At 51.7% G+C, this 16,942-nt stretch carries 18 protein-coding genes; 9 read left to right on the top strand and 9 right to left on the bottom strand.

Annotated features, from left to right (window positions below):
- The first annotated feature begins 146 nt into the window (after positions 1 to 146).
- Positions 147 to 974, top strand: coding sequence for a MurR/RpiR family transcriptional regulator (locus LBW88_RS16325; protein ID WP_224933050.1), 828 nt, complete (start codon positions 147 to 149; stop codon positions 972 to 974).
- Positions 975 to 1,051: 77 nt separating this feature from the next.
- Here the strand turns inward: LBW88_RS16325 and LBW88_RS16320 are convergent, their stop codons facing one another.
- Together LBW88_RS16320 and LBW88_RS16315 are read right to left on the bottom strand one after the other, a co-directional pair.
- A complete protein-coding gene (locus tag LBW88_RS16320) occupies positions 1,052 to 2,986 on the bottom strand; it encodes a MacB family efflux pump subunit (RefSeq protein WP_224933051.1) in 1,935 nt (644 codons plus the stop codon).
- Positions 2,983 to 4,158: an efflux RND transporter periplasmic adaptor subunit gene (locus LBW88_RS16315; RefSeq protein WP_224933052.1), complete on the bottom strand. Its 1,176-nt coding sequence runs from the start codon at positions 4,156 to 4,158 to the stop codon at positions 2,983 to 2,985. Before LBW88_RS16315 ends, LBW88_RS16320 begins: the two co-directional genes overlap by 4 nt.
- A 172-nt stretch (positions 4,159 to 4,330) precedes the next feature.
- Here LBW88_RS16315 and LBW88_RS16310 point away from each other — a divergent pair, with 172 nt between their 5' ends.
- The 4 genes from LBW88_RS16310 (at position 4,331) to LBW88_RS16295 (ending at position 6,810) form a co-directional block, all read left to right on the top strand.
- Positions 4,331 to 4,927, top strand: coding sequence for a cytochrome b (locus tag LBW88_RS16310; RefSeq protein WP_224933053.1), 597 nt, complete (start codon positions 4,331 to 4,333; stop codon positions 4,925 to 4,927).
- 3 nt (positions 4,928 to 4,930) lie between these two features.
- Entirely contained in the window at positions 4,931 to 5,467 is a 537-nt protein-coding gene (locus LBW88_RS16305) for a tetratricopeptide repeat protein (RefSeq protein WP_224933351.1), read from the top strand.
- Between the two features lie 75 nt (positions 5,468 to 5,542).
- On the top strand, positions 5,543 to 6,010 hold the full coding sequence (locus LBW88_RS16300) for a sigma-70 family RNA polymerase sigma factor (RefSeq protein WP_230599210.1): 468 nt from the start codon (positions 5,543 to 5,545) through the stop codon (positions 6,008 to 6,010).
- Positions 6,007 to 6,810 (top strand): hypothetical protein, encoded by an 804-nt coding sequence (locus LBW88_RS16295; RefSeq protein ID WP_224933055.1) that lies wholly within the window; start codon positions 6,007 to 6,009, stop codon positions 6,808 to 6,810. The genes LBW88_RS16300 and LBW88_RS16295 overlap by 4 nt, the downstream gene beginning before the upstream one ends.
- Positions 6,811 to 6,899: 89 nt before the next feature.
- Here LBW88_RS16295 and LBW88_RS16290 read toward each other — a convergent pair whose 3' ends face one another.
- Positions 6,900 to 8,615, bottom strand: a complete 1,716-nt coding sequence (locus LBW88_RS16290) for an ABC-F family ATP-binding cassette domain-containing protein (protein WP_224933056.1) — start codon at positions 8,613 to 8,615, stop codon at positions 6,900 to 6,902.
- Between the two features lie 354 nt (positions 8,616 to 8,969).
- Here LBW88_RS16290 and LBW88_RS16285 point away from each other — a divergent pair, with 354 nt between their 5' ends.
- A complete protein-coding gene (locus LBW88_RS16285; RefSeq protein WP_224933057.1) occupies positions 8,970 to 9,668 on the top strand; it encodes an alpha/beta fold hydrolase in 699 nt (232 codons plus the stop codon).
- Between the two features lie 17 nt (positions 9,669 to 9,685).
- Here the strand turns inward: LBW88_RS16285 and LBW88_RS16280 are convergent, their stop codons facing one another.
- The 3 genes from LBW88_RS16280 to LBW88_RS16270 all read right to left on the bottom strand — a co-directional run bounded on the left by LBW88_RS16280 (position 9,686) and on the right by LBW88_RS16270 (position 11,997).
- Positions 9,686 to 10,234 carry a hypothetical protein gene (locus tag LBW88_RS16280; RefSeq protein WP_224933058.1) on the bottom strand — a complete coding sequence of 183 codons (549 nt, stop codon included), beginning with the start codon at positions 10,232 to 10,234 and terminating at the stop codon, positions 9,686 to 9,688.
- 451 nt (positions 10,235 to 10,685) lie between these two features.
- On the bottom strand, positions 10,686 to 11,213 hold the full coding sequence (gene blc, locus LBW88_RS16275; protein ID WP_224933059.1) for an outer membrane lipoprotein Blc: 528 nt from the start codon (positions 11,211 to 11,213) through the stop codon (positions 10,686 to 10,688).
- Between the two features lie 100 nt (positions 11,214 to 11,313).
- The gene (locus tag LBW88_RS16270) at positions 11,314 to 11,997 is read right to left on the bottom strand and encodes a hypothetical protein (RefSeq protein WP_224933060.1); all 684 of its coding nucleotides are present in this window, start codon (positions 11,995 to 11,997) and stop codon (positions 11,314 to 11,316) included.
- Between the two features lie 178 nt (positions 11,998 to 12,175).
- Here LBW88_RS16270 and LBW88_RS16265 point away from each other — a divergent pair, with 178 nt between their 5' ends.
- Complete coding sequence (locus LBW88_RS16265; protein ID WP_224933061.1) at positions 12,176 to 12,529, top strand: DUF1428 domain-containing protein; 354 nt, start codon at positions 12,176 to 12,178, stop codon at positions 12,527 to 12,529.
- A gap of 46 nt (positions 12,530 to 12,575) precedes the next feature.
- Here LBW88_RS16265 and LBW88_RS16260 read toward each other — a convergent pair whose 3' ends face one another.
- Positions 12,576 to 12,965 carry a VOC family protein gene (locus LBW88_RS16260; RefSeq protein WP_224933062.1) on the bottom strand — a complete coding sequence of 130 codons (390 nt, stop codon included), beginning with the start codon at positions 12,963 to 12,965 and terminating at the stop codon, positions 12,576 to 12,578.
- 144 nt (positions 12,966 to 13,109) lie between these two features.
- On the opposite strand from LBW88_RS16260, the gene LBW88_RS16255 reads away from it, so the two are divergent.
- Together LBW88_RS16255 and LBW88_RS16250 are read left to right on the top strand one after the other, a co-directional pair.
- Positions 13,110 to 13,751, top strand: coding sequence for a LysE family translocator (locus LBW88_RS16255; protein WP_224933063.1), 642 nt, complete (start codon positions 13,110 to 13,112; stop codon positions 13,749 to 13,751).
- A gap of 118 nt (positions 13,752 to 13,869) precedes the next feature.
- Positions 13,870 to 14,733: a substrate-binding domain-containing protein gene (locus LBW88_RS16250; protein WP_224933064.1), complete on the top strand. Its 864-nt coding sequence runs from the start codon at positions 13,870 to 13,872 to the stop codon at positions 14,731 to 14,733.
- Positions 14,734 to 14,768: 35 nt separating this feature from the next.
- Here the strand turns inward: LBW88_RS16250 and LBW88_RS16245 are convergent, their stop codons facing one another.
- Complete coding sequence (locus LBW88_RS16245; protein WP_224933065.1) at positions 14,769 to 15,311, bottom strand: YbhB/YbcL family Raf kinase inhibitor-like protein; 543 nt, start codon at positions 15,309 to 15,311, stop codon at positions 14,769 to 14,771.
- A gap of 58 nt (positions 15,312 to 15,369) precedes the next feature.
- The gene (locus LBW88_RS16240) at positions 15,370 to 16,911 is read right to left on the bottom strand and encodes an MFS transporter (protein WP_224933066.1); all 1,542 of its coding nucleotides are present in this window, start codon (positions 16,909 to 16,911) and stop codon (positions 15,370 to 15,372) included.
- Positions 16,912 to 16,942 lie beyond the last annotated feature (31 nt).

Raw genomic sequence — 16,942 nt, 5'->3', positions numbered from 1 at the left:
GTAAAAATTATTATCACAATTTACTGCATTGGATGAAAATTACTACCACTTGTGTGATAGCTTTCACTTATAATCAATTCTGCTGGCACAAACCCAGGCCTTTACGCACACTAAGCGCCATCAATTTTGGCTAATGGAGAGGTGTCATGACGGACAATGGAAATATTTTGCTGCATCTGAAGCAGGGCTTGCCGGGCTACAGTCCCGCGCTGCAAAAGCTGGGCGACTTCATCCTGACCGAACCGCAGCGAGTGCTGTATCTCACCATTACCGAGTTGGCGAAAGAAACGGACACCAGTGAAGCCAGTGTGACGCGCTTATGCCGTAACCTGAGCTGCAAAGGCTATACCGAATTTAAGATGGCGCTGGCGATGGATGTGCAGAAGAGTCAGCCAGCACAGGCGGCGAGTGGTGATCCGGTTGATGCGCTGGTGGAAGAGTCGGTGCAGGCGCTGCGTGACACCGGAAAATTTATTGATCGGGATGTTTTACAGCAGGCGGGCGCGGCACTGCATCAGGCTCGATCTATCCAAATCTATGGCGTGGCTGCCAGCGCGATAACCGGTGAATATTTGCATTATCGCCTGCTGCGGCTGGGTAAATCCGCGCAACTGTTTGGCGATATGCATCGCGCGGCCATGAATGCTTCGACCCTGGGTGAGGGTGATTTGGTGATCGCGATCTCCGCTTCCGGTTCCACCAAAGACCTGATGCATGTGGTAAACGTGGCAAAAAAACGGCAGGCACGCGTGTTGATGTTAAGCAACACGCTGCGCAGTCCGATGGGCAATCTGGCGGATATGCTGCTGGTGGCGGCGCGACCGGAAGGTCCGCTTAATGCCGGAACGCTCAGTGGTAAGGTTGGGGCGATGTTGCTGGTGGAGGCGTTAATGGGGGAGCTGATGACGCATGATGCGCATTACGCCACCGCCAGTCAGCAAACGGCCAGTGCGACCTTGCCGATGCTGATCTGACCTTTATAGTAATCGCTATAAACCCCAACATGACGTGAAAATCGGTGCGCAGCGATGCGCACCATTTGAAGACTAATTTACTCACTCGCCAGCGCGGCGACCGGATCCATACGTGCAGCTTTGCGCGCGGGCAGATAGCCAAAAATCATGCCGATGATGGTGGAGCAGGCAAAGGCCGCACCCGCCGACTCCCACGAGTAGATGGCGGTCAACACACCGCCCGCCATCAGGCTAATCAGCGGACCGATCACCAATGAAAGCGCCACGCCAAGCGAGCCGCCTACCAGACACACCAGCACGGCTTCGATCATAAACTGCTGCATGATATCGCCGCGTCGCGCCCCCACGGCCATGCGCACGCCAATCTCATGCGTTCGTTCAGTCACCGACACCAGCATGATATTCATCACGCCGATACTGCCAATCATCAAGGCAATCGACGCCACCATCAAAATCAACAGGGTCAAGGTGGCGGCAGCTCCCTCAATCGCCTTGCGGTATTTATCGCGGTTAAACATCAGGAAGTCTTTGGTGCCGTGACGCGCAGTCAGTAACTGCGTCAGCGATTCCACCGCCGGACCGCTAACCACATCATCTTTAAGCTTGACGCTGATACTGGTCAGGGCCGTTTGCCCACTGATGCGGTACATCATGGTGCTCCACGGCAGCCACACGCTCAGGCGATTGGGCGAAATGCCGTTATCTTCATGCGCTACACCAATCACACGCACCGGCACTGAACCTAAAACGATCATTTTGCCGATGGGATTTTCATGAGCGGCGAACAACTTATTACGCGTGTTGGTATCGATGATGATCTCTTGCCGGGCATGGCGTTCATCACTGAAGTTACTGCCTTCGGTGAGTTTGATACCCTGGATCTCGAAGTAATCTTTACCCACACCGGAAACCGACGCTTTCGAGGAGTTGGAGAGATAGCGGATCGGCTGGGTTGATAGCAATTCAGGGCTGACTTTGTCGACAAACTGCTGACGAGCAATCACATCAGCATCGGCCATCACCAGTGTCAGAATCGGGTGCGCGTCATCCTCGGCAAAATCACTGCCAGCGTAAATCGAGACGACATTGGTACCCAGCCCGGAGATGCTCTCCAGCGTTTTTTCTCGTGCGCCTTGCCCGAGCGCCACCACGGTCACTACGGCGGCGATACCAAAAATTATGCCGGTCATGGTCAGTGCGGTACGCAAGCGGTGGGTGTTCATGGCATTCAGCGCCATACGCATTGATTCGCGCAGGCGATCAACAAATCCACGTAGCTTGCTCTGGCTTTTGCGAGCCATTGGCTGATAGCGCGCTCGCGTTTCATCCGTTTTTGGCCCACTGTCGGCAAAAATTTCGCCGTCCTGGATTTCGATAATACGGTCAGCGTGCTGCGCCACTTTCATATCGTGCGTCACGATAATCACCGTGTGGCCTTCCCGATTTAAATCATGAAGGATGCGTAACACTTCTTCGCCCGAATGGGAATCCAGCGCGCCCGTGGGTTCATCGGCAAGAATAATTTCAGCGCCATTGATCAGTGCACGCGCAATACTCACACGCTGCTGCTGGCCGCCAGAGAGTTCGCCCGGTTTATGGTGTTCACGGCCTTTCAGTCCCAATCGCTCCAGCAATTGAGCGGCCCGTTCCCGGCGCGACTGTCCCTGGAAATTGGCATAAATTGCCGGAATCTCGACGTTGCTTAATGCGGTGAGGTCCGGCATCAAGTGGTAGCGCTGAAAAATAAAGCCAATATGTTCGCGACGGACTTTCGCCAGCGCATCCGGTGAAAGTGAAGCGGTATTCTGCCCGGCAATAAAATAGTGACCGCTGTCGGCGGCATCCAGGCAGCCGAGAATATTCAGCAGTGTGGATTTGCCCGATCCGGAAGGGCCAATGATCGCCACCATCTCGCCACTGGCAATCTGCAAATTAATGTCTTTCAGCACATGCAGAGATTCTGAACCGTTAACATAGCTGCGCTGAATGTTTTTCAGTTCGATCAGGCTCACATCACCACCTTGTCCGCGCCAACAGCCTGGGTCGCGAGAATCACTTTTTCACCGGCTTGTAAACCGCTGAGTACCTGAATATCGACGCTGTCTGAGATCCCAGTGGTGATAATGCGTTTCTCAGGCTGATTCTGCTTATCAGCCACTTCCACATAGGTTTTACCTTCGGGATCCTTTTTCGTTGCTTGTACCGGAATCAGCAGGGCATCTTTTGCCGTGTCGCGCAGTAAGTTCACCTGCGCGGTCATGGAGATGCGCAGGACATTATCCGGGTTGGGAACATCCAGCAGGGCATTATAATAAATCGCGGCGTTGGTGCTGCTGGAAGGGGTGCTCTCGCTGTTGCCCATTAGGGCATCATCTTTCATCACCGATTCCGGTGCCAGTTCAATGCTGCGCAACGTGGCGTTGTAGCGTTTATCGGGATTGGCAAAGGTGGTGAACCACGCCTGCTGACCGGGTTGAATATTGGTGATATCCGCTTCGGAAATCTGCACTTTAATGGTCATAGTGCCGAGCTGGGCTAACTTAGCTATGGTCGGCGCACTTTGCGCGGCGTTAACCGTCTGGCCCTGTTTGGTGACGATGGCGATCACCGTGCCATCCATCGGCGCCATGATGCGGGTATAGCTGAGATCGAGCTGTTTCTTGTCCACCTCAATCTGCGCCTGAATCACGCGCGCTTTTTGTGCCGTTAACTCTGCCCGCGCGGTGCTCCACGCCTCAGCCGCTTCATCAAAATCCTGACGCGAGACCAAATTGGCTTTAATCATTTGCTGCAGACGTTTGAACTGCGCATCCTGCCGGACCAACGTCGCTTCGCGTGTCTCCAGATCGGCTTGCGCAACGCTCAACGCGGCCTGCGCATTACGTAAATCACTGCGCTGTGGCTGATCGTCAATTTCAGCGATCAGTTCGCCCTTACTGACGTTATCACCGGCCTTGATATAGAGCTTTTTCACCTGACCCGACACCTGCGCACCGACGTTGACGCGCTCGATAGCGTCCATCTTGCCGGTTGCAGCGATGACGTTTTCAATGTTGCCTTGACGCACAACGGCAGTGACCAGTGGATTCGGTTTTGGTCGTGTGCTGCTGTAGGCCCAGACCAGAATAAAGATCGCCAAAATAACGATTGCGACGAAAAGCCGCTTTTTAGAGGTATTCAACATAAGCATCCCTTTAATGAAGCGAGAATAGTAATCACTAAATGCAACAAACAGGAGAAAATTCGTCAGGATTTTTGCATTAAATCGGGCGCGTTGAGAAAAAAATGAAAATTTTCCGAATAGAAATCGTCGTTGAGTTGTTTACCCCTAAACCACTCACGCTTTGGGAAATGCTATGTCCGCTCCGACCCGCCAAACTTCACGTCAACGCTATGACGCATTCAGCATGACGCTGCACTGGATCACCGCGTTTAGCGTCATTTTTTTGTTTGCCTCTGCGCATATTTGGGAACAACTCGAAAAGGGCACACCGCTGCGCAAGGGATTACAGGCGTGGCATATCTCTTTTGGCATTTTGCTGGCATTAGTCATGATTGTGCGACCGTTGTGGCGTGTTTATTGCCAACGTCAGTCACACCTGGCCGTGGCGCCCGCTGAGAGCAGTACGCCGATGCGAATCATCGCGCATGCCGTTCATGGCTTGTTGTATCTGCTGTTGTTGACTCAGGTTGCACTGGGTTTTCTGTTTCGCTGGTCGCAGCAGGAGCCGTTTAACTTTTTTGGCCTGTTCGATATTCCCACCTTTATTCATGTCGATACCGCACTGCGTCACACGCTGGCGGGATTACACAATAACGTTGCCTGGGCGCTGATTAGCCTGGCAGGCGCGCATGCGCTGGCGGCGTTACTCCATCACTACGTTCTGCGTGACAACGTGCTGCGCCGTATGCTGCCGTTGCGCGATTCGATGCCACTCCGCGAGGATAAATGAATGATGAAAATGATGAATCAGGTTCGCTGGTTTGCCGTGCCGGTATTGCTGATGGCGTTACATGCACCGGTAGCATTCGCCATGGGCGATGACGACAGCGACAAGAAAACCCCGGACTGTCCGAAAGGGCAGGTTTATGACAGCAAGACTAAATCCTGCATGTCGGAAAAAACCAGCATGCTGAGCGACGAGGACAAAACCAATTACGCCTACCACCTGGCGAAAAAGGGCGAGTACCAGGCTGCGCTGACGTTACTGGACACGCTGCACAATCAGAACACCAAAGAGGCATGGAACTATCGCGGTTACGCCACACGTAAACTGGGCCGCACCGATGAAGGGATGAGTTACTATCAGAAATCGATCGCGCTGGACCCCAAATATGCCAAAGTGCGTGAATATTTAGGTGAAGCCTGGATGATCAAAGGCCGTCCCGATCTGGCTAAAGAGCAGCTCACTATTATCAAATCGCTGTGCGGTGTGAATTGTGAAGAGTATCAGGATTTACACGCGGCCATTAATGGTCATCCGGAGTCCTGATGAGCCCGGTTGACGGAGGACGTAAATATCACCAGCACTGAAGTCCGTCAACATCTGGCGGCACATCTGACGCGTATGTGGCGTTATGCGATGGTGTTATCGCGCAACAAAGATGTGGCCGAAGAACTGGTGCAATCCACCTGTGTGCGGGCGCTGGAACGCAGCGCCCAATACACGCCAGGCACTCGCATCGATCGCTGGCTGTTTACCGTGCTGCACTCGGTGTGGATTAACGAACTGCGCGCGCAGCGAGTCCGCATGGGGCAGGGATTCGTGGAGAGTGATGAATTGCTCGCTCCCGATCATCAGCAACACAATGAACAGCGCATGCAGTACGCCAAAGTGATGCAGCGTGTCGGGCAGTTGCCAGAGGCGCAGCGCAACGCGGTATTTTTAGTATATGTCGAGGGCTTCACCTATCAGGAAGCCGCCGACACGCTGGCCGTACCGATTGGAACCATCATGAGCCGCCTCGCTGCGGCACGCACCACTTTAGCCAGCGCAGTGACAGCGCGGCCTGCGGTACAGGAGAAACGCTTGTGAATGCACCACGATTTACCTCGCCCTATGCCGATGAAGCTATCGTTGCCTGGCTGGATGGCGAAATGCGCGTGGAGGATGCGCAGGCGTTTGAAACCGAATTAAAGCGCAGTGAAACCCTGTCAGCACGGACAGCTGAGCTTATGAAAAGTAACCAACCCTTTGCAGATGCGTTCGCGCCAATGTTGGATGACGCACCGCTGGAACGTATGGAGTCACGGCTGTCGTATCTGCTCGAAAACACGCCGCCCGCGCCGATAAAAGCTGCTGCACAGGTTAGCCGTCGTGCATTGATCGCTGCCTCAGTGAGTTTTCTGCTGGTGGGCAGCGGGATAGGTTTTTGGGCCAGGCCCGTCGCAAAAGCCGAACAGGGCGAAAGTGAGCGTATTCGTGAGCTGGAAGCACAATACATGTCGCTCTACAGTCCTGAGACCCTGGCGGATGTCGACAGCTCCCCACAGGTGTTAGCGCGTTCATTACAACGCACGGCGCGCGACCTCGATCTGCGCCTGACGGCAGAGCAATTGACGCTACCTGAAGCGAGTTTGAAAAGCGTGCGTATGCTGCGCTATGACGATTCGCTAATCACACAAATCGCCTGGAATCACAGCAGTTATGGTCCGATGGCACTGTGTATTTCGCGGGAAGATCATGCTCAGCAGAGCGCATTGGCGCAGGAGAAGCGCCACGGTATGAACCTGGTGTGGTGGCATCGCAGTGGATACCAGTATGTATTGATTGGACGCAATCCGGCAGATCAGTTAAAGCGAGCGGCGCAGGTGTTGAACGCCGCTCTGGTATAGATTCGCAAAGCAACCTTTCAGTCGCCACCGATTATGCCCCTACGACACTGCATCAAAACATCGTAGGGGCTTTTTCATCGGCAGAACGCTTACGAGATCCCCAGCAGCTGTTTCAACTGCGCAATCTCATCGCGCCATTGTGTCTGCAGCGTCGGTTTTTGATGCTTAGGCTTTCGCATCATATCTTCATCCAGCTTGCTTTCTAAATCGCACAAGGCCAACAGTAGTGCCTCCTCGTCGTTATGCGATTCGGCCGCCACGGGCTTAACGCATGCGACAGGCTTTTCTAGCGGTTGTTCGGCCCCCATCAGTTCAATGACTTGTGCAAACTCATGCCATTCGCCCAGTTGCTGATCCTGTATCAGCCAAAAGCGATTGCAACTGCTGGCAATCAAATTGCGATCGTGCGACACCAGCAGCACCGCGCCCTCAAACTGATTGAGTGCTTCCGCCAACTCTTCTTTGCCGACCATATCGAGATGGTTAGTGGGCTCATCCAGTAGCAGGATCGAGTAGCGGGCCAATGTCAGCCCAACGAACAGCAGACGTGAGCGTTCACCGCCACTCAACGAGCCAACCAATTGCTGATGGCGCAGATAGGGGAATCCAGCGCCTATCAGAGCCATCTTTCGCTGGTCGTCACTCAGTGGTGCGAAATGCGCCAGTGCCTCATTGAGGCTCTCTTCATCCTGTAATTGCGAAAGGCTTTGATCGTAATAGCCGAGCCTTGCGCGCGGGTGAAACAGCTTGGTGGTTTCACGTTGGTATTCCAGCCAGAGTTGACGCAGCAGTGATGATTTCCCACTGCCGTTGCGACCAACGACCGCGATGCGGTCACCGCTTTTGACCTGAAGGTTGGGGAATGTAAATAACGCAGTGGCGTTGTCAGCAGGTCGGATGCTCATCTCAGGCAGGGCCAGAACGCGATCGGCATCCAACGCTTCCCCCTGCAGTTTGAGTCGCCACAGGCTACCGTCGGTCAACGTGGTTTGCGCCTCCTTCAACCAATTGGCGCGCTTTTCCATCTGTTGCGCTTTGCGTGACAACCCTTCGTTGTCGTAAGTGCGTCCCCAAATCGCCAGTCGTTTGGCGCTCTTTTCAATACGATCAATCTCATTCTCCTCTGCCTGGAAACGTTGTGCATCGGTTTCATCCTGCTGTGCCAGCGCTTGCCGTGCTCCAGAGCAGGGCAGACGGAAGAATTGCAGGGTTTGATCGCGCAGTATCCAGCTACAGTTGGTGACCTGGTCCAGCAAGGTACTGTCATGTGACACCAGCACAAAGCTGCTTTTCCAACTTATCAGGAACTGCTCGAGCCAGAGCAACGTTGGAAGATCCAGATGGTTACTGGGTTCATCCAGTAACAGCAGATCGGGCTGAAGGATGAGCGCACGCGCCAGCAATAACCGCATGTGTTGACCGCCACTCAACGTGGCTGCCGTTTGGGTCTGCTGTTCAGCATCGAACCCCAACGAAGAAAGCAATGCTTCTGCGCGCCAGGCATCACTGATCTGTTGCTGCTCTGGCAGACGTGCAATAACACCTGCAAGCAGCGTGGCTTGCTGGAGTTGAGAGGGAAGATGCTGCTCAATTCGCGCCAGAAGACAGTGATTGGCTAAGGTAATGCTGCCCTGGCTGCTTTCAAGTTCTCCGCTCAGGATTTTCAGCAGGGTGCTTTTACCCGTGCCGTTATCACCTAGCAGGCCAATGCGATCGCCTTTTTTCAGGCTGAAATGGATGTCGTGAAATAGGGTACCGAAGGCGTTATCAAAGCCGACAGCGTGTGCGGATAGTAATGTGCTCATGTGCTTACTCATAAGTTGCAGGCGTGCGAACGCCCGACGTCAAAAACTGCTGACGACAACCCGGTAAGCCGGAGGAAGGGATGAGATGTAGTTAACTTCGCTCAGGCGGATTATCGCAGCACGAATGCAGAGATAGCTGAGCGCGGCCAATTACTATAAAAGTGTGAGTAAATAAACAATTCACACGATGGCATAGTAATCCTCCTTATTTATCAGTAGTGAGTAGGGTGGGTTGATGATAGTCACCTGGACTGGCATTATCCACAGAATATTCGAGATGTTGTGAAGCCACAGCCTGTATACGGACCTGACGTCACGTAATCTCATTAATTACTCACAATTAAGGATTCACGGATGAACAATACAACTTTACCCCTCGTACTCATTCCAGGTTTCATGCTGGATGAAACACTTTGGGATGATTTTGTTCGCGCCTATCCGGATGACAGAACCTGTATCAGAGCCAGCTTAAGTCGCGGCGAGAGCATCACCGAATATGCCTGCAATATCGTGGCCACCTTGCCGCCGCGCTTTATTTTGGTCGGTTTCTCACTTGGAGGCTATGTGGCGCGAGCCATCGCCGAAGCCTTTCCCGAGCGAACTGCAGGTATGGTTTTGGTTGCCACTTCTCTCCGTGAAGATCCGCCAGAACAACGCGAATTACTGGATAAGGCGTCACAAACGGCATTGATGGGTGATTTTAATGGCTTTAGCCAGGCGGTGGTGAAGCCATCTCTGCATCCTTCTCGGCAGAATGATGCACAACTAATTGATAAAATTCGTGTTATGGGGAAACATCTCGGTGCAAATGTTTTTCGAACACAAGCCATGCTTGATCGCAAAGGTGTCACGCAGCAACCGGTAAGCTGCCCAATATTGGTCATTGCATCTGAAGGGGATGGCCTGCGCGGTCTTGAAGAATCCCGAGAGATTGTCACTTCATTGGGGGGCGATATGGAAATTATCGGTGACAGTGGCCATATGCTGCCCCTTGAGCAACCTCTTAGACTGACCTCTGTCATCGCTGAATGGCTTGAAAAGTCAGCACTTTAAATTAAAGAGCTCAGTGTTTATCTGAAGCTCCATTGAATGGTGATGACAAATACTGAGGGGATAATAATCCCCGATTCAATGCCGAAATAGGGTGTGAAATTATATTGAAAGCCATGATAAATATAGGGTGAGAATCCTATTCCGGTGGCTTTTTTGAAGTCATGGTAGGAACCGTGATCGCCACAATCCTTAAATGCATCGAAAAAAAACTCACCGGTGTAGCCGTAAATACCCTTAAAAGTCCAGCCATTATCCCAGGTTTTCCAGTCTTTTCTGACGCCTAAAGCAAGGCAGCGATCGTCAAAGCTATTTTTCATGGTGCCTATCAGCACGCTATAAGTAGAGTCTTCGGACAACTTTCTTTCAACAGAGAAGAAGTTATTTTCAAAGTTTTCAGTATATTGTCCATGATTATCCGTCAGGTGATAAACAAAGGATCCTGTATTAATTGAATAAAGGTTAACCTCGCTCGCGGAACAGCAGAGCGAAAGTAGCGCGGATAAAAGCAGAAAACCCCATAATAATTTTAAGCTTATTCCAGGGTATCCTCCTGTTATTTCATTCATTTTTCCCTCACCACTTGCAATGAGATAATGAAAAAAAGTTAACAGCGGCCTGATGCGTTGACTCAACGTATTGATAGATAAATAAGAATGGCTGGCGAATTTGCTATTTAATTAAATGGTGCTTGATGCGCATAAAAATTCAGACGATGAGGTATTTTAGCAGGTTTTTTGAGAGGGCAAGACTGCAGGGGTAAATGCAATTAATGCATAGAAGGTCATATGCTTAATATATAAGGACTTAATTCAATCATTCAGTTGCTGCAATTACGAGGTTTGTCTCGTTTGTCGAATAAGGACTAAGCAGTGAGGCTTTGTAAGACAGTAAGTGCTTAGGAGTGCGCTAATTCACTGTTGTAAACACCAACACTGCAGCATAACCAGTATCTAAGCCTGGTTATGCTGAACAAAGCAGTGATGGGAGATTAAATTTACGTTGTCCCTGAGTGCACTTTTAACCCTGATCCACCCAGATGAGCTTATCAACATTAAACCCAAGTCTTTGAGCGATTGCCAGATACTGCTTTTTCACCTGTTCCGGGATTTTAGGCTCTCGCGACAAAATCCATAAATAACCGCGATTTGGACCACTCACCAACGCATATTGATAATCATCATCCAATGCAATCACGTTATAGCCGCCATAGAACGGGCCAAAGAAGGAGACTTTGAGCGCTGCGGTATCTGATTTACCGGTAAAATAAGCTTTGCCCTCGCTCTCACTCCACTCCTTTTTAACCGGATCATATCCACGATTCAGCACGGTTATGCCGCCATCGTTGCGAGGAGTGTAAGTGGCGGTGACATGATCTTTGCCGCGCTCAAAGCGATGATCCAGACGGGCGATTTCGTACCATTTGCCCAAATAGCGGTTGGCATCAAAAGGGCTGATGGGCGTGACACCTTTCGGTGGCGTCGGGGATTTACAGGCAACGAGCGTTAACGATAACGCGGCGAGTGCGGCGATTGGCCATAATTTCATTACTGCTCCTTAATCGATCCTGATCCGTATCAAAGGATATGTCAGCATGATTATAGGCAATTAAAAACAAGGCGGCCCTCAGGCCACCTGATGCATGGCGTTATTTCTTCTCTTTCTCTTCATCAGCGGGGATCAGCGGCTCATCAATGGCGATAGATGTGCCTGATTTCAGCAACTGGATATCGAGAATCACGTAGGTCATGGTGGTGATGAACAAGGAAATTACGCTACCTATCACGCCACTGGTGGTGAAGGTAAAGTAGTTGTACATCACCACCCAGGTCACACAAATGAACAGGGCAAGCGCAACGTTAATGGACGACTGTGAATAGTTGGTGGTGCGAGACCCCATCTCATTGATTTGCTTGTAGAGATTGGTGCCAGCATATTTTTCCAGCACAAATATGCCCTGATCCCAACTGCGCAGGCGACGTGCGCTACTGCGGGTGAAGAACAGAAATAACAACGAAACAAACAGACCGGAAAACGCGATCAGCACGGGAACAGCTTCCAACGCATACACCAAACTTTTGTGGCTGGGTGCTTGTGCGGTGAGATCCAGCGTCAACGACGCGCCCAAAACGGCATAAAGGAAAATAAACAGCGCTAAAAATACCGCATTGCGTTTCCAGTCGAGTTCCGCTTCGTGATTTTTTTGTTGGCGAGCGATGTCGAGGGCTTGTTGCAAACGCATATCGCCGGATTGGGTATCCACTTGCTCTATCTCTTCACCGAGCAAACGGTGAATGAATGGCTGATCGGCCGATTCAATGGTAATGCGCATAACTATCCTGATGGCGTAACTATCGAGGTGCACAGTGTAACGCAATTTCAGCCTCAGGCAGGAATCTGCGAGACAACACGCAGTTTGAGCACTGCAGTTGCTCACAATTTACACATCATTTGTACACTTTACTCTGCGGTCAGTGTCGGCCGTGTACAGCACGACGGAGAAATAGCCTATGTCGTACGTAGATGGTTTTGTCGTTGCGGTTCCGGAAGTCAATAAAGAGGATTACCGTGCTATGGCGGCCAAAGCGGCGCCGCTGTTTAAAGAGTTTGGGGCGACACGCATTGTGGAGTGCTGGGCAGATGACGTGCCCGAGGGCAAGCTCACGGATTTTTATATGTCAGTAAAAGCGGAAGAGGGTGAAACGGTGGTATTCAGCTGGATTGAATATCCCTCACGCGAAGTGCGTGATGCTGCCAATCAGAAAATGATGTCCGATCCGCGAATGAAAGAGATGGGCGAAAACATGCCTTTTGATGGTAAAAGGATGATTTACGGCGGCTTCTCTGTATTACTGGAAGAGTAAAAGCCAAAGGGCGCTTAGGCGCCCTGATCACGCTTAAACCGTTAATTTAGGGCCATTGCTGACACTGAATCACGGTGCGATAGCCATCATGATCCTCGTAAGTATGTCCTTGTTGTTCCCAATAAGGATTGAAAGAAGTCACCTGTTTAAATCCGCTAGCGGCCATCTGTTGGCAAATCTGCAGCCATTTTTCCTGAACTGGTTGATACATAACTAATAAGTCTTCTGGCGTGGGCCGTGGGATGATCGGATGTTCTATGCATTCAGTAAATTCAAGATGCCAGGCCAGCCCCACACCGCCTAACATGACGCCATTGAATCCCTGGTGGCCTTCAAACGAACCAAGAATATTCAGACGCAAACCCTGACTATACATATCCCGGCTCAACGCCAAATTTGAAACCGGGCGCGCCACACGAAGTGTTATTGATGTCACCGTTTATCCTCGAAGTTAAATGTAATACCTGTGATAAACTGTAGCGGGTCAAAATTACGGTTGGCGCAATACGTGCTCAATATTAGAAATGGATATCTGACGTCATCACGATACAATCAAATCCCACATCGACAAGGAGTTAATATGCTGGATATCATCCATTTTCCCCTGTTCCTCATTTCGGTATTCCTGCTGTGTATCACGCCGGGTCCGGACCTCGCGTATGTTGTCGGGCAAAGCATGGCCAATGGACGCCGAAGCGGCGTGATATCGGCGAGTGGTGTGGCGCTAGGAAGCTGTACTCATGCGTTGGCCAGTGCAATAGGCTTAACGGCGTTAATCACCGCCTCGCCGATGTTATTTACAGTGATTAAATATATCGGGGCTGCTTATCTTATTTATTTAGGCAGCAAGATGGTGTGGGAAACTTTCATCACCAAATCGCAGGAAAGCAGCTCTCAGGTTCAGGCTCCGCGTACTAATACACGTAATCTATTAGTACGAGGTTTTATTACGTCCATCACTAATCCAAAGGTACTGTTATTTTTCATTTCTTTCTTCCCGCAATTCGTGGTGGTCGATGGTGATTATCATGCGAGTTCATTCCTGGTATTGGGACTGACCTATGCAGTGATTGGATTGATCACTGATGTGACGTTTGCCCTGCTGGCGGGCGGTGCTGCGACTGCGGTGTCACGCAACATTACGCTGCAAAAACTTTTGGATCGTATCGTCGGTGTGACCTTCATTGGCCTGGGGATTCGCCTCGCCATGACCCGACGTTAAAAATCAGAATGGGCAGCAAGTCTGATGATTGGCGATAGCGGCTTATTCGGGTAACGTGAGGTGTCTTACGTTACCTACAAAATAATGACCGCACGCTAAGTTGCAGGAGAGCCCGTTCATGGCAGTTAATCCCAATATCATCGGCATCATCAGCGATGAATTCACCAACCCTAATACCGTCACGCTGCTGAATGAAATGACGCGCCAGTTAAATGCGCGTGGTTTAGTGACGCTGTTATTGAATGTTGATTCACCAGAAAGCTATCAACGGACGTTGCAGAATGCCGCATCTTTCCCGCTGGCGGGGCTGGTGTTTCTGACTTCCCAGTTTGATGATGAATTGCATATCGCAGCTAACATTTTGCCTGGCGTGGCGACAGTGCACCTAAGCCAAAGTCGTGAGGCTAATGCTAAGGTCGTTATGGCTGATGGTTTCGATGCGGGTGCTGAGATGGGTTTATTGTTACTGTCGCAAGGACATCAGCGCTTTGGCTTTATGCACAGTGAGGAGCAGGCCGAACCCGCGCGTCAAATGGCAGGTCTGGTTTCCAGCCTTGAGGCGGAACACAAAACACTGAACATTCAGCTGGCGGCGGGGGCTAACGATCGCGAATTGGCCTATCAGGCAATGATGACTTATCTGAAGAAAACACGTGCTGCGGAACGGATTAACGCATTGTTCTGTGAGAGTGATGTGCTCGCGTTTGGCGCATTACAGGCCGTGCGCGATTTTGGGCAGGGCGCACACGTGGCAGTCGTCGGCTTTGACGATGTGGATGAAGCGCGTGCCTCAACCTGGCATCTGACCACTTGGGCACAGCGTCGTGATTTGCTGGTCAACGAAGCACTTAATCGCTTACTGGAAAGTCGTGCTGATACCGGCAACGATTGGCAGCAAGGTGAGTTGCAAGTTCGCCACTCCCATCACGGAAAATATGTGCCGGGAGAAATGTCGCAGTGTGGTTGTGCTATTCGTCACTGACTCAGCGGGGTCGCCAGGACGGCGACCCGCTTCAATCAATTGCTTAAGCGTCCAACCAAACTGGCTGAGCCCAGCGCGTGGCCTTTTAATTTTTCGACTAACTCAGTGTGGCTCAATCCCGCAGGTAAGCTGCCTTTTGCAAGATTGGTTGCCACCATCACAAAGTTATAGTGGTGATAGCCCGCGCCAGCGGGTGGGCAAGGGCCATAATAGCTTTGGGTGCCAGGTGTGTTGGTGCCATAGCTGAAATCTCCTCCCTTACTTAATTCACCCTGTTGGAATGCTTTGCGTGTAGCATCAATGTTGTATGCCAGCATATGTGTCACTCCCAAACCCTTAGCGCCAGCCGGATCGGTCAGCAGTAGGACATAACTTTGAGTGCCTGCGGGCGGATTGGACCAGTTGAGAGCGGGCGAGATGTTTTCGCCGCTACAAGACAGGTTGTGCTTATCGTTGCCACCCAATGCTTTCTTCATCACGCCGTTATCGGCAAAGTCTATCGATTTCAGCGAGAACTCCGCCGCATGGGCTAACAGCGGCAGACTGCTTAAGCAGAGTACGGTGATTAACTTCTTCATTAATGCTCCTCAACAAGGATGGGTGATGCGTGAGACAGTCGATCCCACGCGTAAAAAATTAGCGTTGGGATTGAGTCGCTTGCTGACGCGTATTAAGCGCCGAACAGAGCACGACGATGGCGGAAAACAGGGCAAATGCGGCGGCACACAGCAACATGCTGGCAAACCCATCGGCGTAGCTGTTTATGACGAGTTGCCCCAGCGAGACCTGATGAATGGCGTCATACATCGCCAGCGCATGGCTGAAGTCACCGGCGATAACCTGCGCGCTAAACCCGGGCTTCAGAGCCAGGTGCGCCTGTTGCATCGCGGATTGCAAATGCCACTGAGTGCTGGCCGCCAGAATCGCGCCGAGGGTGGCGAATCCTAACAAAATGCCGGAAAAACGGGCTGTGGTGCTGATGCCGGATGCCATTCCCGCTTGTTGCGGAGGCACTGTTGCCATGATTGCTTTTTGGGTTTCACCATTGAGCAGCCCGCCGCCGCTGCCGAGTATTGCCATACCCGCCAGGCTCAGTAGAAGGTGGTGATGAGACACAGCGGTAGCGATTACCAGGTTGCCAAAGGAGACGGTAACCAAACCGAGAGCCAGCAAGGTGGCGGCATGCAGGCGTTTGCCGAGCCAGCGCGCGACAACGGGAAACAGCAGCATCGCCAAAGCGAAAGGTAGCATGCCTGCTCCCGCCATTAACGGTGTCATTCCTTCTATGTTCTGTAATAACAGGGGCAACAAAGAGGTCATGACCTGCGCCGTGGCAGCGTAGGCAAACATCGCCAATACCGCGCCATTAAAGGGTAACGAACGAAAAAGTTGCAGGTTCAGCATCGGACTGCTTTTGCCACGTTCGACGCGAATAAACAGCGCAAACCACAGTGCGCCAAGACACAATCTGCCTACCACTTCGCGGCTCAACCAGCCGTGTTGCGGTGCCAGTATCAACGCCCAGGTTAGACAGAACATGCCAGCGATAAACAGCCCGATGCCAGGTAGATCGAGTGTTCCCGCGTTTTCATGCCTGGATTCATCAATGTGGCGCGTGACGGCTAGCATCAGCAGGGCACAAATGGGGATATTAACGAAAAATGTCCAGCGCCAGCCCAGCAAGGTGCTTATCACGCCCCCGGCCAACGGTGCCAGCACCATGGTTAATCCCATCACACCGCCCCAAATCGCCCAGGCACGGTTACGAGCATGGCTATCACGAAAGCTGTGCGCAATGAGTGCCAGCGCCGGCGCCAGCAGAAATGCAGAGCCAATCCCTTGAGCTGCTCGGGCTATATTGAGCGTCAAAACACTGGTTGCCATACCACAAGCGAGTGAGGCCAGCGCGAAAAGCAGAATGCCACCGAGAAATATACGGCGGCGGCCAAATTTATCTGCCAACGATCCTGCGGGCAAAAGGAGGGAAGAAAAGCTCAGCACGTAAGCACCGATGACCCATTCCATGTCGGCGAAAGAAGCGTGTAAACCTTTGGCGATGGTGGGCAACATCACACCGACGATATTGGTGTCGATCACCGTTAATGCGCACCCAATTGAAGCGACGAGTAAAACACGATTTAGATGGCGATGATCGAGTGCAAGTGTGGCAGTGGACATCTCTTCTCCGGCGAACAAGGTAGTTATTGCA

Source organism: Pantoea sp. alder81, from assembly GCF_020179835.1.
Lineage (GTDB): Bacteria > Pseudomonadota > Gammaproteobacteria > Enterobacterales > Enterobacteriaceae > Pantoea.
This window is presented reverse-complemented; position numbering and strand designations above follow the sequence as displayed.